The organism is Mesorhizobium sp. M0408, from assembly GCF_040321495.1.
Classification (GTDB): domain Bacteria; phylum Pseudomonadota; class Alphaproteobacteria; order Rhizobiales; family Rhizobiaceae; genus Mesorhizobium.
On the sequence record NZ_JAMYRO010000004.1, the window covers coordinates 89940 to 115106 of the forward strand.

25 protein-coding genes and 1 pseudogene are annotated in these 25167 nt (G+C 62.4%); 17 read left to right on the plus strand and 9 right to left on the minus strand.

Translation table 11 applies throughout. The annotated features are described in order from the left end of the window. The first annotated feature begins 1 nt into the window (after position 1). The 5 genes from NKI67_RS06005 to NKI67_RS06025 all read left to right on the plus strand — a co-directional run bounded on the left by NKI67_RS06005 (position 2) and on the right by NKI67_RS06025 (position 4937). Positions 2-286 carry an acyl carrier protein gene (locus NKI67_RS06005; RefSeq protein WP_023676462.1) on the plus strand — a complete coding sequence of 95 codons (285 nt, stop codon included), beginning with the start codon at positions 2-4 and terminating at the stop codon, positions 284-286. A 39-nt stretch (positions 287-325) separates the two neighbouring features. Further along, entirely contained in the window at positions 326-1513 is a 1188-nt protein-coding gene (locus tag NKI67_RS06010; protein ID WP_352568922.1) for a beta-ketoacyl-ACP synthase, read from the plus strand. A 75-nt stretch (positions 1514-1588) separates the two neighbouring features. After that, positions 1589-2878 (plus strand): beta-ketoacyl-ACP synthase, encoded by a 1290-nt coding sequence (locus NKI67_RS06015; protein WP_352568923.1) that lies wholly within the window; start codon positions 1589-1591, stop codon positions 2876-2878. 36 nt (positions 2879-2914) lie between these two features. Beyond that, positions 2915-3943, plus strand: coding sequence for a zinc-binding dehydrogenase (locus NKI67_RS06020; RefSeq protein ID WP_352568924.1), 1029 nt, complete (start codon positions 2915-2917; stop codon positions 3941-3943). A 1-nt stretch (position 3944) separates the two neighbouring features. Beyond that, positions 3945-4937: a lipid A biosynthesis lauroyl acyltransferase gene (locus tag NKI67_RS06025; RefSeq protein ID WP_352644752.1), complete on the plus strand. Its 993-nt coding sequence runs from the start codon at positions 3945-3947 to the stop codon at positions 4935-4937. 142 nt (positions 4938-5079) lie between these two features. Here the strand turns inward: NKI67_RS06025 and NKI67_RS06030 are convergent, their stop codons facing one another. Then, positions 5080-5508 carry a L,D-transpeptidase gene (locus NKI67_RS06030; protein WP_352644889.1) on the minus strand — a complete coding sequence of 143 codons (429 nt, stop codon included), beginning with the start codon at positions 5506-5508 and terminating at the stop codon, positions 5080-5082. A gap of 222 nt (positions 5509-5730) precedes the next feature. Here NKI67_RS06030 and NKI67_RS06035 point away from each other — a divergent pair, with 222 nt between their 5' ends. The 7 genes from NKI67_RS06035 (at position 5731) to NKI67_RS06065 (ending at position 14330) form a co-directional block, all read left to right on the plus strand. Beyond that, complete coding sequence (locus NKI67_RS06035) at positions 5731-7020, plus strand: acetylornithine deacetylase/succinyl-diaminopimelate desuccinylase family protein (RefSeq protein WP_352529775.1); 1290 nt, start codon at positions 5731-5733, stop codon at positions 7018-7020. 131 nt (positions 7021-7151) lie between these two features. Then, complete coding sequence (locus NKI67_RS06040) at positions 7152-8630, plus strand: ABC transporter substrate-binding protein (RefSeq protein WP_352644754.1); 1479 nt, start codon at positions 7152-7154, stop codon at positions 8628-8630. 236 nt (positions 8631-8866) lie between these two features. Beyond that, positions 8867-9814: an ABC transporter permease gene (locus tag NKI67_RS06045; RefSeq protein WP_352644756.1), complete on the plus strand. Its 948-nt coding sequence runs from the start codon at positions 8867-8869 to the stop codon at positions 9812-9814. Continuing rightward, on the plus strand, positions 9811-10680 hold the full coding sequence (locus NKI67_RS06050) for an ABC transporter permease (RefSeq protein WP_352644758.1): 870 nt from the start codon (positions 9811-9813) through the stop codon (positions 10678-10680). Before NKI67_RS06045 ends, NKI67_RS06050 begins: the two co-directional genes overlap by 4 nt. Continuing rightward, on the plus strand, positions 10677-12296 hold the full coding sequence (locus NKI67_RS06055) for an ABC transporter ATP-binding protein (RefSeq protein WP_352644760.1): 1620 nt from the start codon (positions 10677-10679) through the stop codon (positions 12294-12296). Before NKI67_RS06050 ends, NKI67_RS06055 begins: the two co-directional genes overlap by 4 nt. Positions 12297-12446: 150 nt before the next feature. Next, complete coding sequence (locus NKI67_RS06060; RefSeq protein ID WP_352644762.1) at positions 12447-13199, plus strand: CPBP family intramembrane glutamic endopeptidase; 753 nt, start codon at positions 12447-12449, stop codon at positions 13197-13199. 822 nt (positions 13200-14021) lie between these two features. Beyond that, entirely contained in the window at positions 14022-14330 is a 309-nt protein-coding gene (locus NKI67_RS06065) for an immunity 53 family protein (protein ID WP_352644764.1), read from the plus strand. 179 nt (positions 14331-14509) lie between these two features. Here the strand turns inward: NKI67_RS06065 and NKI67_RS06070 are convergent, their stop codons facing one another. Then, positions 14510-14941 carry a TerB family tellurite resistance protein gene (locus NKI67_RS06070; protein ID WP_023676479.1) on the minus strand — a complete coding sequence of 144 codons (432 nt, stop codon included), beginning with the start codon at positions 14939-14941 and terminating at the stop codon, positions 14510-14512. Positions 14942-15452: 511 nt separating this feature from the next. Here NKI67_RS06070 and NKI67_RS06075 point away from each other — a divergent pair. The 3 genes from NKI67_RS06075 to NKI67_RS06085 all read left to right on the plus strand — a co-directional run bounded on the left by NKI67_RS06075 (position 15453) and on the right by NKI67_RS06085 (position 17058). Then, complete coding sequence (locus tag NKI67_RS06075) at positions 15453-15623, plus strand: hypothetical protein (protein ID WP_023676480.1); 171 nt, start codon at positions 15453-15455, stop codon at positions 15621-15623. A 111-nt stretch (positions 15624-15734) separates the two neighbouring features. Next, on the plus strand, positions 15735-16565 hold the full coding sequence (locus NKI67_RS06080; RefSeq protein WP_352454591.1) for a helix-turn-helix domain-containing protein: 831 nt from the start codon (positions 15735-15737) through the stop codon (positions 16563-16565). Between the two features lie 73 nt (positions 16566-16638). Continuing rightward, the gene (locus NKI67_RS06085; RefSeq protein ID WP_352587699.1) at positions 16639-17058 is read left to right on the plus strand and encodes a VOC family protein; all 420 of its coding nucleotides are present in this window, start codon (positions 16639-16641) and stop codon (positions 17056-17058) included. 52 nt (positions 17059-17110) lie between these two features. On the opposite strand, the gene NKI67_RS06090 is transcribed toward NKI67_RS06085, so the two are convergent. Further along, the gene (locus tag NKI67_RS06090; RefSeq protein WP_352454593.1) at positions 17111-18580 is read right to left on the minus strand and encodes a cobyric acid synthase; all 1470 of its coding nucleotides are present in this window, start codon (positions 18578-18580) and stop codon (positions 17111-17113) included. A 2-nt stretch (positions 18581-18582) separates the two neighbouring features. Beyond that, positions 18583-19197 carry a dimethylsulfonioproprionate lyase family protein gene (locus tag NKI67_RS06095; protein ID WP_352587696.1) on the minus strand — a complete coding sequence of 205 codons (615 nt, stop codon included), beginning with the start codon at positions 19195-19197 and terminating at the stop codon, positions 18583-18585. A gap of 151 nt (positions 19198-19348) precedes the next feature. Here NKI67_RS06095 and NKI67_RS06100 point away from each other — a divergent pair, with 151 nt between their 5' ends. Then, positions 19349-20515, plus strand: a complete 1167-nt coding sequence (locus tag NKI67_RS06100; protein ID WP_352587693.1) for an isobutyryl-CoA dehydrogenase — start codon at positions 19349-19351, stop codon at positions 20513-20515. Positions 20516-20655: 140 nt separating this feature from the next. Further along, positions 20656-21540, plus strand: a complete 885-nt coding sequence (gene mmsB, locus NKI67_RS06105; protein WP_352624624.1) for a 3-hydroxyisobutyrate dehydrogenase — start codon at positions 20656-20658, stop codon at positions 21538-21540. 70 nt (positions 21541-21610) lie between these two features. On the opposite strand, the gene NKI67_RS06110 is transcribed toward mmsB, so the two are convergent. The 5 genes and pseudogenes from NKI67_RS06110 to NKI67_RS06130 all read right to left on the minus strand — a co-directional run bounded on the left by NKI67_RS06110 (position 21611) and on the right by NKI67_RS06130 (position 24970). Next, the gene (locus NKI67_RS06110; protein WP_352644766.1) at positions 21611-21934 is read right to left on the minus strand and encodes a hypothetical protein; all 324 of its coding nucleotides are present in this window, start codon (positions 21932-21934) and stop codon (positions 21611-21613) included. 12 nt (positions 21935-21946) lie between these two features. After that, a complete protein-coding gene (locus NKI67_RS06115) occupies positions 21947-22771 on the minus strand; it encodes a class I SAM-dependent methyltransferase (protein WP_352587688.1) in 825 nt (274 codons plus the stop codon). Between the two features lie 48 nt (positions 22772-22819). After that, positions 22820-23182, minus strand: a complete 363-nt coding sequence (locus tag NKI67_RS06120) for a hypothetical protein (RefSeq protein ID WP_352644895.1) — start codon at positions 23180-23182, stop codon at positions 22820-22822. 84 nt (positions 23183-23266) lie between these two features. Continuing rightward, a pseudogene (locus tag NKI67_RS06125) lies at positions 23267-23533 on the minus strand (DUF6422 family protein); the annotation flags it as partial. A 57-nt stretch (positions 23534-23590) separates the two neighbouring features. Then, positions 23591-24970 (minus strand): aspartate aminotransferase family protein, encoded by a 1380-nt coding sequence (locus NKI67_RS06130; protein ID WP_023676490.1) that lies wholly within the window; start codon positions 24968-24970, stop codon positions 23591-23593. Between the last annotated feature and the right edge of the window lie 197 nt (positions 24971-25167).

The window sequence follows — 25167 nt, forward strand, 5'->3', positions numbered from 1 at the left end:
CTTGTCCACCACGTTCGACAAAGTCGCCAAGATCATCGCCGACACCAGCGAGATCGACATCGAGACGATCACGCCCGAAAGCCACACCATCGACGATCTCGGCATAGACAGCCTCGACTTCCTCGACATCGTCTTTGCCATCGACAAGGAATTCGGCATCAAGGTGCCGTTGGAAAAGTGGACGCAGGAGGTCAACGACGGCAAGGCCTCGACCGACGACTATTTCGTCATGAAGAACCTGTGCGCCAAGATCGACGCGCTCGTCGCCGCCAAGAACGCCATCTAAGCACAGCGCTTGCCGCGCCCTCACCCACAACAGCCGCCCATGAACCCCCGCGACGTCGTCATATCAGGCATCGGCCTTGTCTCGTCGTTGGGCGAGGGTCCGGATGCGCATTGGCAAAAGCTCGTCCAGCCGCGCCTTGAACCGGTTCTGGAGGCCTCGCGCTTCTCGCCCTATACGGTCCACCCGCTGCCGGAGATCGACTGGAACCTGCAGATCGCCAAGCGTGGCGACCAGCGGCAGATGGAGACCTGGCAGAGGCTCGGCACCTATGCGGCCGGCCTTGCGCTCGACGATGCCGGCATCAAGGGCAATGACGAACTCTGCGCGACCATGGACATGGTGGTGGCCGCCGGCGGCGGCGAGCGCGACGAGGCGGTCGACGCGGCCATTCTCGCGGCATCGGAAAGCCGCAATGACCGCGACGTGCTGCTCAACGAGAAGCTGACCACGGAATTGCGCCCGACGCTGTTTCTGGCACAGCTCTCCAACCTGCTCGCCGGCAACATCTCGATCGTCCACAAGGTGACGGGATCGTCGCGCACCTTCATGGGCGAGGAAGGTGCCGGCGTTGCCGCTGTCGAGACGGCGGCCGCGCGCATCCGCTCCGGCCAGTCGACGCATATACTGGTCGGCGGCGCTTTCCAGACCGAACACTCCGACATGCTGCTCGGCTATGAACTGGCCGGCTACCTGCATCGCGGTCCGTGGACGCCGGTCTGGCAAAGGCAAGGTGCCGAGGGCGGCGGCGTGGTGACCGGATCCGGCGGCGCGTTTCTCGTCCTGGAGCAGCGCGAGCATGCGGAAAGCCGTGGCCGGAAGATCTATGCGGAACTCGGCCCGATCCTGTCCGGCCGCGCCAGGCGCCGGCGGGGCGAACTCGATGGCGAGATCGCCGCGCTGCTGAAGCAGGCCGCATTGCCGAATGGCGAACTGCTGGCGATCTCCGGCGCTTCGGGCGCCCATGCCGCGACCGCCGCCGAGAAATCGGCGCTCGACGCCAATCCGGCGATCGCCGCACGCGGCTTTTCGACGCTGACCGGTCACATGAAGGAAGCGCAGTTCCCCTTTGCCGTCGCGCTGGCGGCCCTGGCTGTCGACCGCAAGGCCGCCTACCCTGTCTTCGACGCCACAGTCGAAAAACCGTTTGCCGGTGTCCCGAAGACCATCCTTGCAACGGCGATCGGCTATCACCAATTCGAGGGCATGGCGCTGATCAAAGCCGCCTAGAGCATCGGACCGAAACGTGTGGCGCGGTTTTCGGGCGATCCGACGCTCCAAGAGAAACAGGTTTTTGGACAACAAATGGCCAATCTGAACGACCACATGGGCAGGCCCATCGTCGCCGTCACCGGCATCGGCGTGGTGACGTCGCTCGGTGTCGGCAAAGCCGACAATTGGGCGGCACTTACGTCAGGCAAATCCGGCATCCATCCGATCACCCGCTTCCCGGTCGATCATCTCAACACCCGCATCTCCGGCATGGTCGATTTCCTGCCGTCGAGCTCCAAGGGCGCCAGTCTCCTCACCTATGAGCTTGCCGAAACCGCCGCCCAGGAAGCGATGTCGGAGGCAGGCCTCGATGCCGGCGATTTCGGCGGACCGCTGTTCCTCGCTTCGCCGCCGGTCGAGCTCGACTGGAGCGAGCGCTTTTCGCTCTACAATTCCGACAAGCCCAATAATTCAGACAGGCACGATTCCGGCGCCGAAAGGCTGCTGCGGGTAGCGCGCGGCCTCAGGGAACTCGACATTTTCGAGACCACCCAGTTCGGCTCGATTGCCGACCGGCTTGCCGACCGTTTCGGAACGCGCGGCCTGCCGATCACGCTGTCGACAGCCTGCGCTTCGGGCGCCACGGCGATCCAGCTCGGCGTCGAGGCGATCCGCCGCGGCGAATGCGACAGGGCGCTGTCGATCGGCGCCGACGGCTCGGCGACCGCCGAGGCGCTGATCCGCTTCTCGCTTCTATCGGCGCTCTCGACCCATAACGACATCCCCGAAAAGGCCTCAAAACCCTTCTCCAAGGATCGCGACGGCTTCGTGCTCGCCGAAGGCTCGGGCGCCCTTGTGCTGGAATCGCTGGAGGCAGCTCTTGCCCGCGGTGCCACCGTTCTCGGCATATTGCGCGGCTGCGGCGAAAAGGCCGACGACTTCCATCGCACCCGCTCCAAGCCGGACGGTTCACCGGCGATCGCGGCGGTGCGCGCCGCCCTTGCCGATGCCGGCTTGAGTGAGAACGGGATCGATTATGTCAACGCCCATGGCACCTCGACGCCCGAAAACGACAAGATGGAGCATTTGTCGCTGTCGACGGTGTTCGGCGAGCGGATCTCGTCAATGCCGGTCTCGTCGAACAAGTCGATGATCGGCCACACCCTATCGGCTGCCGGTGCCGTCGAGGCCGCATTTTCGCTGATGACGATGCGCGAAAGCGTCATTCCGCCGACCATCAACTACGACAATCCCGACCCGGCAATCGTGCTCGACGTGGTGCCGAACACCAAGCGCAACGCCGAGGTCGGCACGGTCCTGTCGAACTCCTTCGGCTTCGGCGGCCAGAACACCTGCCTTGTCATGGCGCGGGAACCGGTCTAAGCGACCTTTTTCAGCCAGACTGAACCGACAGGCACCATGCGCGCATTGCAACTTATCGAGGACCGCCGCCTTGAAACGATGGACCTGCCGCCGCCGCCGCCGCCTTTGCTCGGCGAGGTGACGCTGCGCATCAAGGCCGTGGCGCTGAACCATATCGATGTCTGGGGCTGGCGCGGCATGGCCTTCGCCAAGCGCAAGCTGCCGCTGGTTGTCGGCGCCGAGGCCTCGGGCGAGGTCGAGGCGGTCGGCCCAGGCGTTTCCAGCCTTGTGACCGGGCAATTGGTGTCGATCTATGGCGCCCGCACCTGCGGTCTTTGCCGCGCCTGCCGCGAAGGCCGCGACAATCTCTGCGAGCATGTTTCGGGCGTGCACGGCTTCCATCTCGACGGCTTTGCGCAGGAAAAGATCAACCTGCCGGCGCGCCTTCTGGTCCCAGCTCCGCCCGGCGTGAGCGAAATCGGCGCGGCGGTGGCGCCTGTCACCTTCGGCACGGTCGAGCACATGCTGTTCGACAATGCCCGGCTGCAGCCCGGCGAGACGATACTGGTCCATGCCGGCGGCTCCGGCATCGGCTCCGCCGCGATTCAGCTGGCCAAGAAGATGGGCTGCACGGTCATCACCACCGTCGGCTCGAACGACAAGATCGACAAGGCCAAGGCGCTCGGCGCCGACCACGTCATCAATTACCGCGACGACCGCTTCGAAGGCGTCGTGCGCAAGCTGACCAAGAAGAAGGGCGTCGACGTGGTGTTCGAGCATGTCGGCGCCGACACCTTTGCCGCCTCGATGCTGTGCCTCAAACGCGGCGGTCGGCTGGTCACCTGCGGCTCGACCTCCGGCGTGTCGACGCAGATCAATTTGATGCAGTTGTTCCAGCAGCAGCTGAAGCTGCTAGGCTCGTTCGGCTGCCGCATGGAAAACATGGCTGACGCCATGCAGAAGATGGCGGCGGGCCTGGTCGCGCCGGTGATCGACACCGAGGTTGGCTTCGACGGAATCGATGCGGCGCTGAAGCGCATGGAAGGCCGCGACGTCTTCGGCAAGATCATCCTGCGCGTCGGCTGAAATGATCGGCAACGCCTTCAGGAAGATCCGCAGGGACGTGGGATTCCGCTATGGCAGGCGGCTTCGCCAGTTCAACTACTGGCTGGTCGCGCGCGTCGCGATGATCATCATCGCCGCGCTGCGCCTGCTGCCGCCCGACAGGGCGCTCAATTTCGCCGACCGCGCTGCCCGCCGCATCGGCCCTTGGGTAGCGCGCCATCAGGTTGCTGTCGACAATCTGCGCAAGGCCTATCCGGAAAAGAGCGATGCCGAGATCGAGGCGATCGCTTCCGACATGTGGGGCAACATGGCCCGCCTGGCCACCGAATACATCTTTCTCGATGCTTTGTTCGACTACGATCCCACTGCGACGAAGCCGGGCCGTGTCGAGGTCAAGGGCGTGGAGCATTTCGTGCGCATTGCCGGCGAGGACAAGCCGCATATCGTCTTCACTGGGCATCTCGGGAATTTCGAGCTGCTGCCAGTGGCAGCGGCGACCTTCGGCATGAACATCACGGCGCTCTTTCGCCCGCCCAACAACCCTTACCTCGCCGACTACATCCTCTCGACCCGCCGCTCGAGCATGGGATCGCTGCTGCCGTCTTCGACCGGTGCCTCGTTCGCACTTGCGGCCATCCTCGAGAAAGGCGGCAATATCGGCGTGCTGGTCGACCAGAAATTCACGGGCGGGCTCGAGACGACATTCTTCGGCCGCCCCTGCGAGAGCAACCGGGTTCTCGGCACCCTGGCGCGGCACTACGATTGCGATGTCTACCCGGCGCGCTGCGTGCGCCTGCCCAACAACCGTTTCCGGCTCGAGATCGAGGACAAGCTCACCTTGCCGCGCACCGCCGGCGGCAGTGTCGACGTCCGCGCCACCACCCAGCTTCTCAACGACGTGGTCGAGCGCTGGGTGCGAGAAGACCCCGGCCAGTGGATGTGGTTCCACAAGCGCTGGGAGATCAGCGGTCGCAAAAAGCGTCGGCCGGCGACAGTGCGCGACAAAGCCGCCTGAGCGGAACGATCTTTTGGGCACAGGCGCTATTTTGTTCTTGCTTTGTGCCGGCAGCTATGCTACTAATTTCGGTATGGTGCTATTTGGCCCCGACGAACCCGCCGCTCCGGCGGGTTTTTTATTGCGGGCCGAGGAGCAGGCCCTAATTCGTCACGAGGATCCGCGTATTGCCGAAGCCGGCTTTGCGCACCATCGAATAGAATGCGGCGGCGTTGCTGGGGTGGAGGCGCACACAGCCATGCGATGCCGGGCGTCCCAATTGCCGGATCGCGCCGGTGCCGTGGATAGCATAGCCGCCGCGGAAGAACACCGAATAGGGCATCGGCGACATGTCGTATTTGCGCGAATACCACATCCGGGCCGTCCGCTGTGGGCGATAGCTGCCGCGCGGCGTGATGTAGCCTTTGCGGGCGGTGGAAACGCTCCACCGGTAATACGAAAGCCCGTATCTTACTGTCATCGTCTGTGAGGATATGTCGATGTTCGCGACCAGGCTGGCCGCCCGGCTATCGAACGACGAACCGAACAGCATCGCCATCAATGCCGCTGCCATGAGAACAGTGTTTTTCATGCAATCAAACCCCTTTGATGCCCCTTGCCTGCCTGCCCTCACGCTGTTCTCCAGCGTTTTGATGGCAAGCCAGCGAGCTAACACCTACTCCCTGACGATTTCACCAATCCAAAGCAGCGAATTTGAACGATTTCCCGCAATAGTTGCCGTAACGACACGCAATCGCCTCGCAATTCGCCATCGGGCTTGCAAAACCCCCTCATCCGCTGCTCAATTCGCCGAATGAACGAACCGAACGAACGGCTCCTCAAGGCTATCGATGACCGGGCCGATGATCTGGTTGCACTGACTGCGGATCTGATCCGCTTTCCGACCATCAATCCGCCCGGCGAAGCCTATCGGCCATGTGCCGAATATATCGGCGCGCGGCTGAAGAAGCGTGGTTTTGAGATCGAATTCATCCGTGCCGAAGGCACGCCCGGCGACACTGACCGTTATCCGCGCGTCAACGTCGTCGCCCGTTTCGATGGTCGGGCGCCGGGTGCTTGCGTGCATTTCAATTCGCATATCGACGTGGTCGAGCCCGGCGACGGCTGGAGCCTCGATCCGTTCGCCGGCATCGTCAGGGATGGCAAGGTCTATGGCCGCGGCGCATGCGACATGAAAGGCGGGCTTGCCGCCTCGATCATCGCCGCTGAAGCCTTCATGGAGGTCTTTCCCGATTTTCCCGGCGCCATCGAGATTTCAGGCACGGTCGACGAGGAGTCCGGCGGCTTTGGCGGCGTCGCGCATCTGGCCAAGCTCGGCTATTTCTCCAGGCCGAAGGTCGACCACGTCATCATTCCCGAGCCGCTCAACAAGGATCGCATCTGCCTTGGCCATCGCGGCGTCTGGTGGGCGGAGATCGAGACCAAGGGCGAGATCGCGCACGGCTCGATGCCGTTCCTCGGCGACAACGCAGTGCGCCATATGGGCGCCGTGCTGCGGGCCTTCGAGGATGAGCTGTTTCCGGCGCTCGACCGCAAGATGACGCGCATGCCGGTCGTGCCCGAAGGCGCAAAACGCTCGACCATGAACATCAACTCGATCCATGGCGGCCAGACGGAGGATTTCCGGCCCGGCCTGCCCTCGCCCAACGTGCCTGATTCCTGCCGGCTGACAATCGACCGCCGCTTCCTGCTCGAAGAGGATCTCGCTACGGTCAAGAGCGAGGTGACCGATATCCTGGAACGGCTGAAGCGCGAGCGCAAAAAGTTCGACTACGAAATCCGCGATCTGATGGAGGTGCTGCCGCTGATGACCGAGCGCGACGCACCGGTGGTGAAGGCGGTCGCGCAAGGCATCATGGAGATATTCGACCGCGAACCGGATTACGTGATTTCGCCCGGCACCTACGACCAGAAGCACATCGCCCGCATCGGCCACATCTATGACTGCATCGCCTATGGCCCGGGCATCCTCGATCTCGCCCATCGGCCCGATGAATGGGTCGGCATTGCCGACATGCTGGACTCGGCAAAGGTGATGGCGATCGGCCTCGGCGTTCTGCTGAGGGGCGCCGGCCCGCGATGATCCGGCCATGGGCGGAAAAACATTCCTCCCGGCGTCGGCGGACGGTACGAAACGCAATTTACTCGGCGGCGAATTCACGCTTCTATCCGCCGGGTTTTGAGCACGTGTTTTAGCATATGGGGAGTTGCACGATGAAATTGTGGAAAACCATTCTGGCCGCCGCGGCGCTGGCGTTGGCCGCCGGAACCTCGGCGATGGCCGCGCGCACCGACCTGGTCATCGGCATTACACTCGAACCCCCGCATCTCGACCCGACGGCGGGTGCCGCCGCGGCAATCGACGAGGTACTCTATGCCAATGTCTTCGAGGGCCTGACCCGCATCGGCCCGAACGGCGAGGTGCTGCCCGATCTCGCCGAAAGCTGGAGCATTTCCGACGACGGCAAGGTCTACACTTTCAAGCTGCATACCGGCGTGAAATTCCATGACGGCAGCGACTTCAACGCCGACGACGTGAAATTCTCGCTTGACCGTGCCCGCGCCGGCAATTCCGTCAACGCGCAAAAGAGCCTGTTCGCCGCCATCGACAAGGTCGAGGTCGTCGATCCCACGACGGTGAAGGTCACGCTGAGGAACCCGCAAGGCTCGTTCCTCTACAATATGGGCTGGGGCGACGCGGTTGTCGTCGCGCCTGAGACAGCCGACACCAACAAGGAAAAACCTGTTGGCACCGGCCCGTTCAAGTTCCAGAACTGGGCCAAGGGCTCGTCGATCACGCTGGTCAAGTCGGACAATTACTGGGGCGCCCCGGTGTTCCTCGACAAGGCCGAGTTCCGCATCATTCCGGATGCCGCCGCCGCCGTTCCGGCGCTGCTTTCCGGCGACGTTCAGGCCTTTCCGTTCTTCGACCCCGACAGCGTCGCCCAGGTCAAGGACGACCCGCGCTTCAAGGTGGTGATCGGCTCGACCGAGGGTGAAACCATCCTGTCGATCAACAACAAGAAGCCGCCCTTCGACAAGCTGCAGGTCAGGCAGGCTATTTCCTTTGCGCTCGATCGCAAGGCGATCATCGACGGCGCCTCGGCCGGCCTCGGCGTGCCGATCGGCTCGCACATGTCGCCCGCCAGCAAGGCCTATGTCGACCTCACCGGCCTCTATCCGCACAATGTGGAGAAGGCCAAGGAATTGCTGAAGGAAGCCGGCCTGGAGAGTGGGTTCAAGGCGACGCTGAAGCTGCCGCCGCCCTCCTACGCGCGGCTTGGCGGCGAGATCATCGCCTCCGAGCTTCGCGAAATCGGCATCGATCTCGAGATCATCCCGGTCGAATGGGCGCAATGGCTCGACCAGGTCTTCACGAAGAAGGATTACGACCTGACCATCGTTTCCCATACCGAGCCTAACGACATCGATATCTATTCGCGTAAGGACTATTACTTCAACTACGACAATCCGGCCTTCGACAAGATCATCGACGAGCTGAACCTTACCTCCGACGAGGCCAAGCGCACGACGCTGCTCGGCGAGGCGCAGAAGGTCCTGGCCGATGACGCCGTGGTCGGCTTCCTCTACGAATTGCCGAAGGTCGGCGTCTGGGACGCCAAACTGCAGGGCCTGTGGGAAAATGCCCCGATCCAGGCCAACGACCTGACCAAGGTGAAGTGGACGGATTGATCGCTGACAGAAAGGCGAAAATTGCACTCCGTCACACCCCCCTCTGTCCTGCCGGACATCTCCCCCTCAAGGGGGGAGATTGAGCCCTCACCGCCGCTTTCGCTAACCACTAGCGTTGCAAGGACAGTGCCGGCGTGGAAACTGCCAATCTCCCCCCTTGAGGGGGAGATGTCCGGCAGGACAGAGGGGGGTGGGCGGGAACGCAAGCTTCGCCCAGTGCTTGCATCAGGCGGCTCATGACCGCCTATCTCCTCAAGCGCCTCGCCATCGCCATCGTCACGCTGGTTCTGGCCTCGATGGTGGTCTTTGCCGTGCTGGAGATCATTCCCGGCGACCCGGCGCGGCTGATGCTTGGCCTGAACGCCAGCGCCGACCAGATCGAATTGCTGCGCAACCAGATGGGCCTCAATGCTCCCGTCGTGCTGCGCTATCTGCATTGGGCCGGCGGCTTGCTGAGCCTCGATTTCGGCCGTTCCTACACCTATTCGGTGCCGGTCATCGATCTGGTCCGTGAGCGCCTCGTCGTCTCGCTGCCGCTGGCACTGATGGCGCTGGCGCTGTCCACCGTCATTGCCATCCCGGTCGGGCTGTTTTCCGCCAGCCGGCGCGGCCGGGCCGGCGACACGATCGCGATGGGCGCCGCCCAGCTTGGCGTCGCCGTGCCCAACTTCTGGTTCGCGCTGATGCTGATCTATCTGTTCGCCGTCTGGCTGCGGCTGGTGCCGGGCGGCGGTTTTCCCGGCTGGAGCGCCGGTGTCTGGCCGGCGCTGAAGTCGCTGCTCCTGCCGGCAGTCGCTCTCGCTCTGCCGCAGGCGGCGATCCTCGCCCGGGTCACCCGCTCGGCGCTGATCGAAGTGCTGAACGAGGACTACATCCGCACCGCCCGCGCCAAGGGCCTGCCCTACCGGCTTGTCTTGTGGCGGCACGCACTGCGCAACGCCATGATCCCGGTGGTCACCATTTTAGGCCTGCAATTCGCCTTCCTGCTTGCCGGCACCATCATCATCGAAAACGTCTTCTATTTGCCCGGCCTCGGGCGGCTGGTGTTCCAGGCGATCAACCAGCGTGACCTGATCGTGGTCGAGAGCGTCGTCATGCTGCTGGTCGCCGCGGTCATCATCGTTAATTTCGTTGTCGATCTCTCCTATGCGGTGGTCGATCCGCGCCTGAAAGGCCGGCAATGACGCTGCACATCGACATCCCCGACGAGAACCTTGCCGGCATCCTGGCCAAGGCGTTTCGAAACCGTTCGTTCCTCGCCGGCCTCGTCGTCACCGCACTGGTGGCCGCGGTCGCGATCCTCTCCTTCTTGTGGACGCCTTACGACGTCACCAGGCTTGTCATTTCCGACAAGACCCAGGCGCCATCATTGGCGCACTGGTTCGGCACCGACCATTTCGGTCGCGACATCCTGTCAATGATCATGGTCGGCGCCCGCAACTCGATTGCCGTGGCGCTGGTGGCGGTCGGCATCGGCATGGGCATCGGCGTGCCGCTCGGCGCCTTTGCCGCGGCGCGCGGCGGCTTCGTCGACGACATGCTGATGCGGCTGAACGACCTGGTCTTCGCCTTTCCGGCGCTGCTTTCGGCAATCATGATCACCGCCATCTTCGGGCCGGGCGCGTTCAACGCCATCATTGCCATCGGCATCTTCAACATCCCGGTGTTCGCGCGCGTCGCCCGGGCCGGCGCCCTGGCGATCTGGCCGCGCGAATTCATCCTCGCCGCGCGCGCCGCCGGCAAGAGCAGGACGCTGATCAGCATCGAACATGTGCTGCCCAACATCGCCACGCTGCTGCTGGTGCAAGGCACCATCCAGTTCGCGCTGGGCATACTGGCCGAAGCCGGGCTTTCCTATGTCGGGCTGGGCACCCAGCCGCCGATGCCGAGCTGGGGCCGCATGCTGTTCGACGCCCAGACCCGCATGGTGGTGGCGCCGTGGATGGCGATCTTTCCGGGCATGGCGATCGTCATCACCGTGCTTGGCCTGAACCTGCTTGGCGACGGCATTGCCGACATTCTCGATCCGAAGTCGCGGCGGCAGCGATGAGCCTGCTCGAAATCGAGAGACTATCGCTGACCATCGGCGGCACGCCCATCCTCAGAGACGTCGAGCTATCCGTCGCGCCCGGCGAAGTCATGGGGCTGGTCGGCGAATCCGGCTCCGGCAAGTCGATGACGGCGCTCACCGTGATGCAGCTACTGCCCTGGGCGGCGCACGCCACGGGACGCGTTACCTTCGACGGCATCGATATTCTGGCGGCGAGCGAGGACCAGATGTGCGCGCTGCGCGGCGACGACATCGGCATGGTGTTCCAGGAGCCGATGACGGCGCTCAACCCGGTCAAGACCATCGGCGAGCAGGTTGCCGAGGGTATTCGCTGGCACACCAGGGCGAGCCGCGCGGACGCCGAGCAACGGGCGCGAAAAATGCTGGACCGGGTCGGCCTGCCGGCAGCGCAGTTCCCGCTGTCGCGTTATCCGCACGAACTCTCCGGCGGCCAGCGCCAGCGCGTCGTCATCGCCATCGCCTGTGCGCTGAAACCCAAGCTGCTGATTGCCGACGAGCCGACGACCGCGCTCGACGTGGTGCTGCAGGCGCAGATCCTCGACCTGCTGCGCGACCTCGTAGCGGAAAACCGCATGGGGCTGCTGCTTATCTCGCACGACCTCGCCGTGGTGACCGAGATGGCGGACCGCATCACCATCCTGCGCCACGGCGAGGTGATGGAGGCCGGCGACACGGCGCGCATTCTGTCCGGACAGCTTCATCCCTATACGCGCCAGCTGGCGCAGGCCTCGATGCATGTACCCGCGCGGGCTAGGCACAGCGTCGGCCAAGGAAAACCTCTGGTTGAGGTAGACAGCGTGACGCGCGACTATCCGGCACGGCGCACATCGCTGCTCAAGCGAGGGGCTCCCATCCGCGCCGTCGACGATGTTTCTTTCTCGATGGCGCCCGGCCAGTCGGTGGCGCTCGTCGGGCGTTCCGGCTGCGGCAAGTCGACGCTTGCCCGCATGGTTCTGGCGCTGGACAAGCCGACGGCCGGTACGATCCGCTTCCGCGGCGATACCCTCACCGGCAAGAGCGAGGCGGAGCTGAAGCCGGCGCGGCGCGACATGCAGGTCGTGTTCCAGGACCCGTACGGCTCGTTCGACCCACGCCAGAAGGTCGAGAGATTGGTGGCCGAGCCGCTGCATGTGCTGGAGAAGAAGCCGGCGCCCGCCGCGCGGCGCGAGATGGTGGCGCATGCGCTGCACGAGGTCGGCCTCTCACCAGGCGACATGGACAAATACCCGCACGAGTTTTCGGGCGGCCAGCGCCAGCGCCTGTCGATCGCCCGCGCCATCATCACCCGGCCGAAGCTGGTCGTCGCCGACGAGCCGGTCTCGGCGCTCGACGTCTCGATCCGCGCGCAGATCCTCGATTTGTTCGCCGAGCTCAACCAAAAACTCGGCATCGCCTATCTGTTCATCACCCATGATCTGACCGTCGCCCGCGCCATCACCGACGAGGTGATGGTCATGCATGATGGCAAGATCGTCGAGCGCGGCAGGACGAACGAAGTGCTCGACCACCCGCAGTCCGAGGCGGCCAAGGCGCTGGTCACTGCTGCTCCAGACCTGCACCGGGCGATTGCAAAACGGCTGCACGAACAGGGCTGAGCAGCCGGTTCGCAAAGCGAGTTCATCGTGCCGGTGGCACAATGAAAGGCCAGCGAACGCCGGGACGCTGCGGAGCAGCGGGGACCCGGCTGTGTCGCTTCGTGGCACGGCTAACCTTATTCGTTCGGCGCATGGGCGGGAGAATGGCCATTGACAGCAAACGGTTATGAAAGGCGCGACGGGCCGGAGCCTGATCGGGTTCCTCCGCTGGGCCTGGGCGGCTCCGCTGCTCTGTTCGGCGCGGGTGCTCTGCTGCTGTTCCTGACAACGCGGGTAGCCGTCCCGGCATTCGTCTCCGCCACCGGGGCAGAGCCTGTGGTGATGTGGTTCCTGGCCGCAAGCATCGTCCTTTTTGGCCCCCTGCTTCTCACGGCTGCCCTGCTGTTGTATCGGGAACGGCGTTCAGGAAGGCCGGGGTGGTTGGGCGCGCGGCTATGGCTTCGCCCGATGAATGGCGGCGACTGGCTCTGGGCTGTTGGAGGGCTGGCGGCCGTCGGCGTGTTGACCGGCGGCATCGGCGCCGCGCTCCGGATGCTGCAAGACGGGAAGAATTTTAATCCCTCGTTCATGGCTTTCGAGCCGCTCGGTCCCGGCCGGTACTGGATTCTCGGCGCGTGGCTTCCGTTTTTTGTGCTGAACATCGTTGGGGAAGAGTTTGTCTGGCGGGGTTTCGCGCTGCCGCGGCAAGAGATCGCCTTCGGCAGGCGGGCTTGGCTGGTCAATGGGATCCCGTGGTTGCTGTTCCACGCTGCCTTCCCCTGGCAAGTCCTGTTGACCCTTGTGCCGATCACGTTGCTGCTGCCCTATGTCGTCCAGCGGCGTCGCAGCACATGGGCCGGGATGGTTATCCACGCCGGGTTCGGAGCGATGGGCTTCTTGGTCCTGGCGTTCGGGCTTGCATGAATGCCGCACGAAGTGAAGGGCTTGACGCGGAGCGGAGCAAAGCTGCCGAACCAAGGAAACGACGAATCTGAGAATGATGAACGCGACAAACCCGAGTGCGGCAGTTCAAGTCCTGCCAGACAATCTCTGAACCCTTACACCGGGGCCCACTTTTGGTACCTTCCGGGGGGGGGGGCCAGTTCAAGGGAACGTCAATTCGCACACATTCCAAACTGAACGCGAGAGGGTAAACGTCATATGGACTACCTAAAGGAAAATCTCATTGGAAAAGAATTTCGATCAATTAAGTACGAAAACGGCAGTATCATGATCGTACTTGAGAGAGGTTCCATCGCAGTAAATACCAAAATTTCATGCTCTATCCTGGCATACATGCAGTCTATCAATATTATTGACGTTGTCACCGACTCCGGATGGGTTTCCATTATATTCTCTGACAGATCTGAGATTCGCATATCGCGAGTAATTGAGCGCGGGATTTCTCCGGAAAGCTTTGTCTATCACGGCGAGGATAACATAATAATAGTGGATAATTCAATAAGTAAATGAAGTCAGATCATGGAGATTGTAGCGGCTTCGACTGTGAGACGTGGCATACGTGACTACTTCGAGGGCATTGTCCTTCTCCCAAGGCTACAGGACGCCAGCTTTCGGCCTGAACGACATCTGATTGCGCGACGGGACTTTGCCGGCGAACTTTTCTAAATTGCGGTGACGAATTAGGGGATGGGGTGACGGGTGCACTTTGTCGCCTTCGCCTAGTCCCCCAACAAAGGAGGCGATAAACCTCCCTCTGTTCCAAACGACTAACAGGAGGGGCTAATGGTCGACCTATCAATGCTCGAGTGGTTAGAGGAGTGGTACCAAGGGCAGTGCAACGGCGATTGGGAACACCAATACGGCATAAAAATTGATACGATCGACAACCCTGGATGGGAAGTTTCAATAGATTTGCACGGGACGCAGCTCTATGGAAGAAAGTTTACAGACGTAAGCTTTCAGTATGGCGACGAAATAGATTGGTTTTTTGTAACAGTAAATGACGGTACTTTCAAGGGATTTGGAGGGGCAAGGAACTTGTCGAAGATTATCGAAGAGTTTAAAAAGTTTGCGATGGATACGCAAAGGTAAATAGAGCAATTAGATGCCTCAAGATTTTTTTTCGCCAGATGTACAAAACGGGAACTACGGTGACAGTGCTGGACTGCACCCCGTAAGTGAGACACGGTAATTTCTGTGACAGGCTATCCTTGGAGGATGGCCTATGACAGACAAAATGACGTTCAGAACGTCAACAGTCAGCCGATGCCTCAGCCTTGCGGCTTCACCACGTCGGCCGGGCTGATGTCGAGCAGGTCGAGCGTGCGGCGCAACAGCTGCATTTCGCTCCCGGCGAGTTGCGAATCGGCCTTGGCGATTTCGGCCATGTGGCGGGCGAGCAGCTTGCGCCGTTCGACGTCGAGGTCGCGGAACTGCGCGACGGCCTGCGAGCCGTTGGTCTCGTAGCCGAATTCGTTGAGATATTCGATGACGCTGTCGATGCTGGTTTCGGGAATGCCGAAGGCGTCCCGGCAGATACGCCTGAAGGCGGTCATTTCGCTTTCGCTGACCGATCCATCGGCCAATATCATACGGAACAGCATCAGCAGCTCCGCCGACAGCACCGGATCGTCCGCGACCTTGCGCACGCCAGGATCGCCGTCGAAGATCGAGCGTATCTGGTCCAGCAATCCCATCGCCATCAGCCCCTTCCGATTCGTTCGGAAGGTAGCGCGGAATCGGATTTGCGCAAACGGGGTGCGAATGGTGAAAAGGACAATCGCTTCAGGTTTGAATTCGCCTCCTCACCCTTTTAGGGCGTTGGCGCTGCCCCTCACCTGCCTGCCGGCGTCCTCTCCCCGTTTAGTGACGGGGAGAGGGGCGCTCTCGTCACCGATTTCGCCAATCGCAGGCGATGCAAGAAAAGGCGCCGACGTTGCGACCAGCCCTTTCTCCCCGTCACTATACGGGGAGAAATGCCCGGCAGGGCAATGAGGGGCGGCGGCGACATCGACAATTGGTGGTCTCCGCCACAATTTGGAAACTGTCATTCGTCTGAAGCGATGCCCTTCTGATCGAACGCGCAGCACCGTTCTGGCCACTCCCATAAAACTGCTGGCCAATCCGGCAAGCCCCGCTGCGTGCGCTCATTGGTGTGTGACCGCGCGCCTGATACTATGCCGCTGTACGAATCATGTTGAGGAGGGACCGAACATGAATCTCAGTGCGCCTACCCAGCTTATTTTCATTATATCCCTTGTCATCGCCATCATCGGCGTTCTCGCCGCGCTTGGCGTTCTTGCGTTTATACCTTTGAATGCCGCGTGGATTGTCGTCATCGCCTACATCGTGCTGGCCGCCGGCTGCCTGATGCGCGGGGCTTAAACACATCCAGACAACTCCGAATCTCAGGCAACTCGGAGCGCCCGGCCAAAAGCCGGGCGCTTTTGATTCCGACGGATGGTCTGTTAAAGTCGCTTGGCGGAAGGAAAGCGCATGCCCGCCGACAGCAAAGACGGCAGCCATCACGACAGCCCAGGCCTCGATCGATTCGAGATGGTGCGGCGCGCGCCGAGCCATCGGCTTCAGGGCGCCGTCACCGACATGTGCGGCTTTCGCGAAACCATGCCAGGCCATTTCCGCGCTATCGAATATGCCTCGCTGACCGTGCCGCTGGTCATCAGCTTTGCCGAACCCTTTGCCATCGGGCTCGGCAGGGACCCCAGCGACAATGACCGCTTCGCCAGTTTTGCCGCCGGCCTTTATGCCGGGCCGGTGGTGATCGAATCCTGCGGCGGCACCTGCTGTGTGCAGATCAATTTCACCCCGCTCGGCGCTCGTCGCTTCTTCGGCCGGCCGATGAGCGAACTGACCGACCGCATGGTCGGCCTGGATGACGTGCTCGGCGTTGAAGGCATCGCCCTTCGTGAAAGGCTCGGCAATGCGCCGGGTTGGAGCACACGCTTCGCCATCGTCGAAGCCTTCGTCGCCGATCGGTTGGCAACCGCAGACCGCACTCAAGCCGACATAGTCTGGGCCTATGAGACGATCGTCTCGACGCGTGGCCGGACCCGCATCTCGACGCTGGCCGAAAAGCTTGGCTGGAGCCGCAAGCATCTTGCCGGAAAATTTTCGGACGCGATCGGAACCGGCCCAAAAACGCTGTCGCGCATCGTCCGCTTCAACCATGCGCTTGGCCTGTCGAGACAGGCGAACAGCGCTTGGGCCGACATCGCCGCCGGCTGCGGCTATGCCGACCAGGCGCATCTGGTGCGCGAGTTCCGCGACCTCGCAGGCGTCACGCCGACCACTGTCGCCGCGAGGTAACATTTCTTCAAGACGCGCAACCGGCCTTCGCGCAGACTGGGTTGATCGACCAACCCGTTGAAGGAGATCAGCCATGCCGAACACCACCGAACCACCGCGGCTTTATCCGGCGCTGCGCTACAGAAATGCCGGCAACATGATCGACTGGCTGTGCGAGGCCTTCGGCTTCAGCGTTCGCGCCCGCCATGGCGAAGGCGACGTGGTGCACCACGCCGAACTCGCATTCGGCTCTTCGATCATCATGCTCGGCACGGCGCGCGACGATGCCTATGGCAAGATGGTCGGCGCGCCCGGCTCGGGCGGCGGCAAGTCGATCTACATTGCGGTCGCTGATGCCGACGCGGCATACGCGCGCGCAAAAACCGCCGGCGCCGAGATTCTGGAAGAGCTCACCGACCGCGACTATGGCAGCCGCGAATTCATATGCCGCGATCCGGAAGGCAATGTCTGGTCGTTCGGCACCTACTGGCCGAAGGCTGACGAGAAAGCATGATCCCGAAAAGTGGAGACCGGTTTTCGGACAAGATCATGCTCAAGCAAAGTATCTAACGCGCCAGCCCAAAAATCGCGTCGCAGTCGAGGTGGGTTTCCAGTTCGGCTGCGATCTCGTCGAGTGCCCGTTCGACCTCGGCGCGGTAGTCGATGCCGCCGCCCTTGACGCCAAGGCTTTCGAGGAATTTCGCCCGGAAGGCATCGGCGGAAAACAGCCCGTGCATATAGGTGCCCAGCACCTTGCCATCGGCCGAGATAGCGCCGTCATCGATGCCGTTGATAACGGCGGACGGCCGCAGCGTATCCGGACCGGTGGTGCGGCCGAGATGGATCTCGTAGCCGTCGAGCGGCAGATCGAACGGCACCGAGCGCGCGCTGACGTTGCGCACCGTCTTTTCCGGCTCCATCACCGTTTCGACGTCGAGCAGGCCGAGGCCTTGCGTTTCGGTAACGCTGCCCTCGATGCCGTCGGGATCGCGCACGATATGACCAAGCATCTGGAAGCCGCCGCAAATGCCGACGATATGACCACCGCGTTTCCTATGCGCGGCAAGGTCGCGGTCCCAGCCGTTCTCGCGAAATTTCAGGAGATCGCCGATCGTCGACTTCGAGCCGGGAATGACCACCAGACCCGCACCTTCGGGCAAGCGCTCACCAGGCGGCACGAACACCACCTCGACCTGCGGTTCGGCCTTGAGCGGGTCGAGATCGTCGAAATTGGCGATGCGCGAGAGCACCGGCACGGCGATCTTCAGCGCGCGCTTCTCGCCGGACGCCAGTCGCTCGAGCACGACGGAATCTTCCGATGGCAGCCGCGCCGCCGCCTTCAGCCACGGCACGACGCCAAAACAGCGCCAACCGGTGAATTTTTCGATCGCCTTGATGCCGTCTTCGAACAGCGAGACGTCGCCACGGAACTTGTTGATGAGATAGCCGACGATCATGCGCCGGTCCTCCTCCGGCAGGATCAGATGGGTGCCGGCGACCGAGGCGATAACGCCGCCGCGATCGATATCGCCGACCAGGATCACCGGCACGCCGGCGCGCGTCGCAAAGCCCATATTGGCAATGTCGCGGCTCCTGAGATTGATCTCGGCCGGCGATCCCGCGCCCTCGACGATGACCAGATCGGCGCCCTCGCCGACCTTTGCCCAGGAGTCCAGCACCGCATCCATCAGCCGGCCCTTCAGCGCCTGGTAGTCGCGCGCCCGCGCCTCGCCGAACACCTTGCCCTGCACGACGACTTGAGCGCCGACATCGGTCTGCGGCTTGAGCAGCACCGGGTTCATGTGGACGGTCGGCGCCACGCCGCAGGCGATCGCCTGAAGCCATTGCGCGCGGCCGATCTCACCGCCGCCTGAATCGCCCGGAATATCGGCGACAGCGGCGTTGTTCGACATGTTCTGCGGCTTGAAGGGCCGCACTTTCAAGCCGCGCTTCTTCGCCGCGCGGCACAGACCGGCGACGAGCACTGTCTTGCCGACATCCGAACCCGTGCCCTGCAGCATGATTGCCTTGGCCATTATCAGCCCCTGCCCTGCGCAACGGTTGCGGTGATCGTCGACTTGGCTGCCAGCGGGCCGCCGCGCCAGAGATAGAGCGCCAGCAGCGGCTCCTTGCCAGTGCGCATGGCGTGGTTGACGTCAGAGGCATGGTGGATCACCTCGCCCGCCGCTCGAAGGCGAAAACCGCCGTCGCCCATGCGCCATTCGGTGCCGCCGGTCAGCGGGATGTAGATCTCCTCCGCGACATGGTGATGATCGGGGTAGACGATGTCGGGTCCAAGGATCAGCAGGCCGGCCGCAACCTCGTCATTGACGAAATGCCCGCGTGTACCGAACACCTCCAGCCAGCCGTAATTGTCGATGAAAACCTTGCCGAAATCCGCCTCGCCATAGGTTTGCCCCCAGCGCAGATCGCCGCGACGCTCCGCAACCAGCCGCGCCAGCGGCTTGGCCGCAGCGGGAGCGAGTTCGACGATACGGTCGAGCTGAAGGAGACAAGGCAGTGCATGCGGTTCGAGCGGCCGGCTTGGCATGTCCCAGCCGATTCGGGCCACGGCGTCGCGCACCAGCGCATCATCGAACGTCTGGAGATAGGCATGGAAGCGTCCAAGCAGTTCGTCGAAATTTGTCGTCACACTTTGCTCCAAAGCGCATTCGCACACAGCCGCTGCCCAGATGGTTGGATGGAGACGATCGGGTTGCGCGGCGGCATCATTGGTCTAGATTGGACTGCGCGCAAAGCCAAAAACGACAGGCCAGCAGGCCGGAAACATCAGGGAGCACGCCATGGACGCCGCTGTCGATGCGGGCACCAGCCAGTTCGAACTCAACGAAGACCAGCGCGCCATCCAGGAGATGGCGCAAGCCTTCGCCGCCGACCGTGTGGCGCCGAACGCACTCGACTGGGATCGCAACAAGTATTTCCCCGCCGATGTGATCCGCGAGACAGGTCCGCTCGGCCTTGGCGGCATCTATGTCCGCGAGGATGTCGGCGGCTCGGGGCTCGGCCGGCTCGACGCCGTGCTGATCTTCGAAGCGCTTTCGCGGGCCGATCCGGCGTTTTCCGCCTTCATCTCGATCCACAATATGGCGGCATCGATGATCGACCGCTTCGGCAGCGACGAGCAACGTCGGCGCTTCCTGCCGAAGCTGACCTCGATGGAATGGCTGGCCAGCTACTGCCTGACCGAGCCGGGTTCGGGATCCGATGCCGCGGCGCTGAAGACGCGTGCGGTCAAAAGCGGCGGCGATTATGTGCTGAACGGCGCCAAGCAGTTTATCTCCGGTGCCGGCGACAGCGACCTCTATGTCGTCATGGCGCGCACCGGCGCCGACGGGCCGAAAGGCATTTCCACCTTCGTCGTGCCGAACGATGCGCCCGGCCTTTCCTTCGGCGCCAACGAGCGCAAGATGGGCTGGCACATGCAGTCGACCCGCCAGGTCGTCTTCGAGGACTGCAAGGTGCCGGCGGAAAACCTGCTGTCGGTCGAGGGCGCCGGTTTCGGCATCGCCATGGCCGGGTTGGACGGCGGCCGGTTGAACATCGCTGCCTGCTCGCTCGGCGGCGCGCAATCGGCGCTCGACAAGGCACTCGCCTACACCGCCGAACGCAAGGCTTTCGGCTCGAAGATCAACCAGTTCCAGGCGCTGCAGTTCAAGCTTGCCGACATGGAGACCGAACTGCAGGCAGCGCGCGTCTTCCTCTACACCGCCGCCTCGAAGCTCGACCGCAACGCGCCGGATGCCTCGAAATGGTCGGCGATGGCCAAGCGCTTCGTCACCGACACCGGCTTCAACGTCGCCAACGACGCCCTGCAGCTGCATGGCGGCTATGGTTACCTGCACGACTACGGCATCGAGAAGCTGGTGCGGGACCTGCGTGTCCACCAGATCCTCGAAGGCACCAACGAGATCATGCGCGTCATCATCGCACGCGCGCTGATCGGACGATAGAGAATTTAGTGAATAGTGAATGGTGAATGGTGAATGGTGAGTCTATCATATAGACCATGAGTAATACATGATCCCTACTGACTACTGACTACTGACTATTCACTATTCACTATTCACTATTCCACTCACGGAGCGCCATTATGACCACCATCGCCTTCATCGGCCTCGGCAATATGGGCAATCCGATGGCCGCCAACCTGGTCAAGGCCGGATATGCCGTGCACGGCTTCGACCTAGTGCCGGAGAACCTCGTCATTGCCAGGGAGCACGGCGTCGTCGTCATGGCCAATGCCGTTGCGGCGGTGAAGGATGCCGATGCGGTCATCACCATGTTGCCGGCCGGCAAGCATGTTCTGTCGGTTTACGCAGACATCGCGGCCAAGGCGAAAAAAGGTGCGCTGTTCATCGATTCCTCGACCATCGATGTCGAGTCGGCCCGAAAGGCCCATGCCATCGCCGCCAAGCACGGATTGCTGACGATCGACGCGCCGGTCTCCGGCGGCACGGGCGGTGCGGCGGCCGGCACGCTGACCTTCATGGCCGGCGGTTCGAAGGAGGCCTTCGCCAAGGCCGAACCAATCCTCAAGCCGATGGCCGGCCGCATCGTTCATTGCGGCGACGACGGCGCAGGACAGGCGGCGAAGATCTGCAACAATATGATTTTGGGCATTTCGATGATCGGCGTTGCCGAGGCCTTCGTGCTGGCGGAAAAGCTCGGCCTGTCGCACCAGGCGCTGTTCGACGTCGCCTCGACCTCGTCCGGCCAGTGCTGGTCGCTGACCACCTACTGCCCGGTGCCCGGCCCGGTGCCGACATCGCCCGCCAACAATGGCTATAAGCCTGGCTTCGCGGCGGCACTGATGCTGAAGGACCTCAAACTGTCGCAGGAGGCCGCACAGAGCGTCGGTGCGGCAACGCCGCTCGGCGCCGAGGCAGCCCAGCTCTATGCGCTGTTCAACGCACAAGGGAATGCCGGCGCGGATTTTTCCGGCATCATTAATTTCCTCCGTGGTAACCCGGCGTAAGCTCCAAGTTCACAGGTTTCGATCTGCCCAAAGCGGAAAGCCGGCAAATTTAGATTTGCTTAAGCTCTTGCTAACCCTGCAGTAACGATATGCGTTTAAAACGGATTGCGAGGCGGACATCCGCCCGGCGCTCCGGATCAGGTCTCGCGTACCGGAGCCCGTAAGTTTCGCCGTTAGTTTCGCAAGTGTATTGTTGGCGAAGCGCCATGCGTATCTGGCAAAGCCGCGTTCCGATGGAGCGCGGTTTTTGCGTTTCGCATTCTTCAAGGACAATGAGGCGATCGCCCTGGCGCGTCTCCAGATGATCGTCGGCGTCGTGGCTGCTGTCCTGAGCTACGTCGACCCACAGGTGGTCGCGCCCCAACCCCCCCAGCGCGTCGGTGCCATGGCTCATCGGTCAGCTACGCTACTTGCGTGCGAGCACGACGTGGGCCTCTTGGGGGAACATCAGCTCCCCTTCAGTTGAATAGATTGCCAGCGAAAAATTTAGATCACCGGTGATCGCTGCGATGACTGCTTCCCGATGTCCGGCATCCATTCCGCTGACCAGCCCGGCCTGCGGAGTCGCCGCCAATTGTAGTCGCACATATTCCCTCGACGAGGGAAATCGGATGTTCTGTGTCGTCGTGTGGATGGTCACCTGACGAAATCCCGCCTCGGCCACCAATCGGTAAAGCTCGTCCGCATCAGCGAGTGAATGCTCAGACCTTTTCGTTGCCGAAGCGCCTGGACCGAGGTGTCGATCCAAGGCATCCGCCAGCGCCTTCGCCGCAGGAGTGTGCTCAATAGCGCTGAAAACGTTTAAAGCCAGTCGGCCGTCAGGCACCAGAACCCGGAACATCTCACGGAGCGCACTAGATCGATCCGGAAAAAACTGCAGTCCGAGCTGGCAAAGAACCAGATCGAAGGCGGAGTCAGGGAACGGCATTTCGAGCGCGCTTCCCTCGTGCCAGTCGATACGCGCTCCAGCGCCTCTCGGGAGCGACCGAGCAACGGCGAGCATGCCCGTATTGATGTCGAGGCCGACGACCTGCCCACTTCCCATACGCTCGGCAGCCGAGCGTGCCACCACGCCGGTGCCGCAAGCTACGTCCAGAATCCGCTCACCAGATTGAGGCGCAGCACGATCCATCAGGTCCGCAGCCCACAGGGCTGTGATTGCCGGGACTAGGTAGCGCTCGTAGAGGTCCGCGGCGCTGCCTTCCAGCTGCCACTGCTCCTGTTTGGCCATAGTGTCCCTCCCGCACAACGATCTCGGGCAACGGGCCCGATCGGCGCTTCAGCAGCCATCATAAAGCGCGTGTCTGTCGACTAGCAACCGGGCAATGGAAACCGGCAGGGTGCTATTCTTCTCGTTCCGTATCACAACGGTCTTACACCATCCGCCCCAAGTAGAATCAAACACACATTCCACTGTGCACTCCACGCGCGGCATCTCGCCAATATTTACGAGGCCGATATCCACGAGTTTGTAGCGAGCGATTGCCTTTGGATATTTCCTGAAAACACTCTCAATTTCTGCCACGAAGCCCTTGTGCTCTTCTGGAACCGGCCTTTTGAAAGGTGTTTTGGCGTGCTGCGCAAGACATACAGTGATGACCGATTGCATAACCAAGGCTAGGATCAAAGAAATGGTGCGCATCAACTGTCTCCAATACGCCTTACGTGGAGAGATGTTTTGATGGTGGATGGCCGCAACTCCGGGACGGGGGGAGGCCGTATCGAGGGTAGTCTGCGTCAAACATGGCCCACCATCGCCCGTGTAATCGTTGCACGGGCAGTTGCCGTGCGCCTCTATGTGCGCGTTGCAAGGGTTCCCGAACCCAAACCCATCATCAGGTAAAGTTACTCCCGCCCGCGCCAGTAGCGCCGCGGCTTCTTTCCGCGCGCTAATGATCAAGAACGCGGCCTTTTCCAGGGCTTCCGATTGTTCGCGCGTGAGACCTTCCCGAGACAGATATTTAAAGATCCTCGTCTGGCGAACTCTTCGCATGAAGCGGCATTCAATCTCCGGGCGCCCGATTCCCGGGCGCCCGGCAAACGTTCCATCTTACCGCTTGCGCAAATCTGCTTGCGCCAGGTCGAGCGCCGTGGCGATGCGGTCGCAGGCCATGTCGATCGTCTCGCGCGTCCAGATCAGCGGCGGCGACAGGATCATCGTGTCGCCGGTAGCGCGCAGCATCATGCCCTGGACAATCGCGTGGTCGCGAACCATCACCGCCGCGCTGCCGGCCGGCAGGAAGCGCTCCTTGGTCACCTTGTCCTTGACGATCTCGATCGCCCCCATCAGCCCGAACGAGCGCACCTCGCCGACCAGATCGTGCCCACCGAGACGTTCCTGCAGGGCCCTGGCGAAGTAAGGCCCGGTGTCGTTCCTCACGCGCTCGACCAGGCCTTCGCGCTCGATGATCTCGAGGTTCTTCAGCGCCACCGCGCAGGCCACCGGATGCCCGGCATAGGTGTAGCCGTGATAGAATTCGCCGCCCTTTTCGACCAGCGTCGCCGCGATGCGGTCGCCGACCAGCAGCGCCGACAGCGGCTGATAGCCAGAGGTCAGCGCCTTGGCCGTGGTGATGGTGTCGGGCTCGACATCGAAGGCTTGTGCGGCGAACCACTCGCCTGTGCGGCCATATCCGGTGATGACCTCGTCCAGCATCAGCAGGACATCGTATTTGCGGCAGATGCGCTGCACCTCCGGCCAATAGCTCATCGGCGGGATCTTCACCCCGCCTGCCCCCATCACCGGCTCGCCGATGAAGGCGGCCACCTTGTCGGCGCCGGCTTCGAGGATCGCGTCCTCGACCGCTTTTGCCGCGCGCAGGCCGAAATCATGGTCGCTTTCGCCGGGCAGTGCGAGCTCATAGGCATAGGGCATCATCACATGGACGATGTTGGGCACGGCGCCGCCGAGCTGCTTGTGCATCAAATCCATGCCGCCGAGCGAGGCGCCGGCGATGGTCGAGCCGTGGTAGCCCATCTTGCGTGAGATGATGCGGTTCTTCTCGGGCCTGCCTTCCAGCACCCAATAGTGACGGACCAGGCGCAGCGCCGTGTCGTTGGCCTCCGAACCGGACGAGCCGTAGAACACCTGGTTGATGTGCCTTGGCGCGATCTCCGCCAGCTTTTTCGACAGCAGAACCGGCGTCGGCGTCGAGCATTTGAAGAAAGAGTTGTAGTAGGGCAATTCCTTCATCTGGGCGTAGGCGGCGTCGGCCAGCTCGTCGCGGCCATAGCCGACATTGACGCACCACAGCCCAGCCATGCCGTCGAGGATTTCCGTCCCTTCGGCATCATAGATGAACGGCCCGTTGGCGTGGGTGATGATGCGCGAGCCGGTCTCGCGCATCTCTTTGTGGTCGGTGAACGGATGAAGGTGATGCGCGGCATCGATCTGCTGAAGCTGCTTCAGCGAATAATTCTGGTAGGTCATGTCTGGTCTTTCCTCTTGAACCAATCCGGCAGCTTTCGCGCCGGGGCGGATTCGTCAGAGGACAGCGGGCGGCGAATAGCCGATGCGAGCGCAGAGCCGCAACAGCTCGGCGCGTAGCGTGCGCGACGACGGCGTCACCGCCACCCCAAATGCGCAACCCGATTTCGCCAGCCGAGCCATGCATGCACCTTAGGCTG

What these genes read in the sequence shown, in the direction of transcription:
- NKI67_RS06075 (WP_023676480.1), top strand. Translation starts at nt 15,453, where the DNA reads ATGAATCTCAGTGCGCCTACCCAGCTTATTTTCATTATATCCCTTGTC.
- NKI67_RS06120 (WP_352644895.1), bottom strand. Translation starts at nt 23,182, where the DNA reads ATGCGCACCATTTCTTTGATCCTAGCCTTGGTTATGCAATCGGTCATC.
- NKI67_RS06025 (WP_352644752.1), top strand. Translation starts at nt 3,945, where the DNA reads ATGATCGGCAACGCCTTCAGGAAGATCCGCAGGGACGTGGGATTCCGC.
- NKI67_RS06010 (WP_352568922.1), top strand. Translation starts at nt 326, where the DNA reads ATGAACCCCCGCGACGTCGTCATATCAGGCATCGGCCTTGTCTCGTCG.
- NKI67_RS06085 (WP_352587699.1), top strand. Translation starts at nt 16,639, where the DNA reads ATGCCGAACACCACCGAACCACCGCGGCTTTATCCGGCGCTGCGCTAC.
- NKI67_RS06100 (WP_352587693.1), top strand. Translation starts at nt 19,349, where the DNA reads ATGGACGCCGCTGTCGATGCGGGCACCAGCCAGTTCGAACTCAACGAA.
- NKI67_RS06015 (WP_352568923.1), top strand. Translation starts at nt 1,589, where the DNA reads ATGGCCAATCTGAACGACCACATGGGCAGGCCCATCGTCGCCGTCACC.
- NKI67_RS06040 (WP_352644754.1), top strand. Translation starts at nt 7,152, where the DNA reads ATGAAATTGTGGAAAACCATTCTGGCCGCCGCGGCGCTGGCGTTGGCC.
- NKI67_RS06065 (WP_352644764.1), top strand. Translation starts at nt 14,022, where the DNA reads ATGGTCGACCTATCAATGCTCGAGTGGTTAGAGGAGTGGTACCAAGGG.
- NKI67_RS06090 (WP_352454593.1), bottom strand. Translation starts at nt 18,580, where the DNA reads ATGGCCAAGGCAATCATGCTGCAGGGCACGGGTTCGGATGTCGGCAAG.
- NKI67_RS06080 (WP_352454591.1), top strand. Translation starts at nt 15,735, where the DNA reads ATGCCCGCCGACAGCAAAGACGGCAGCCATCACGACAGCCCAGGCCTC.
- mmsB (WP_352624624.1), top strand. Translation starts at nt 20,656, where the DNA reads ATGACCACCATCGCCTTCATCGGCCTCGGCAATATGGGCAATCCGATG.
- NKI67_RS06055 (WP_352644760.1), top strand. Translation starts at nt 10,677, where the DNA reads ATGAGCCTGCTCGAAATCGAGAGACTATCGCTGACCATCGGCGGCACG.
- NKI67_RS06110 (WP_352644766.1), bottom strand. Translation starts at nt 21,934, where the DNA reads ATGAGCCATGGCACCGACGCGCTGGGGGGGTTGGGGCGCGACCACCTG.
- NKI67_RS06045 (WP_352644756.1), top strand. Translation starts at nt 8,867, where the DNA reads ATGACCGCCTATCTCCTCAAGCGCCTCGCCATCGCCATCGTCACGCTG.
- NKI67_RS06020 (WP_352568924.1), top strand. Translation starts at nt 2,915, where the DNA reads ATGCGCGCATTGCAACTTATCGAGGACCGCCGCCTTGAAACGATGGAC.
- NKI67_RS06030 (WP_352644889.1), bottom strand. Translation starts at nt 5,508, where the DNA reads ATGAAAAACACTGTTCTCATGGCAGCGGCATTGATGGCGATGCTGTTC.
- NKI67_RS06115 (WP_352587688.1), bottom strand. Translation starts at nt 22,771, where the DNA reads ATGGCCAAACAGGAGCAGTGGCAGCTGGAAGGCAGCGCCGCGGACCTC.
- NKI67_RS06035 (WP_352529775.1), top strand. Translation starts at nt 5,731, where the DNA reads ATGAACGAACCGAACGAACGGCTCCTCAAGGCTATCGATGACCGGGCC.
- NKI67_RS06130 (WP_023676490.1), bottom strand. Translation starts at nt 24,970, where the DNA reads ATGACCTACCAGAATTATTCGCTGAAGCAGCTTCAGCAGATCGATGCC.
- NKI67_RS06050 (WP_352644758.1), top strand. Translation starts at nt 9,811, where the DNA reads ATGACGCTGCACATCGACATCCCCGACGAGAACCTTGCCGGCATCCTG.
- NKI67_RS06070 (WP_023676479.1), bottom strand. Translation starts at nt 14,941, where the DNA reads ATGGCGATGGGATTGCTGGACCAGATACGCTCGATCTTCGACGGCGAT.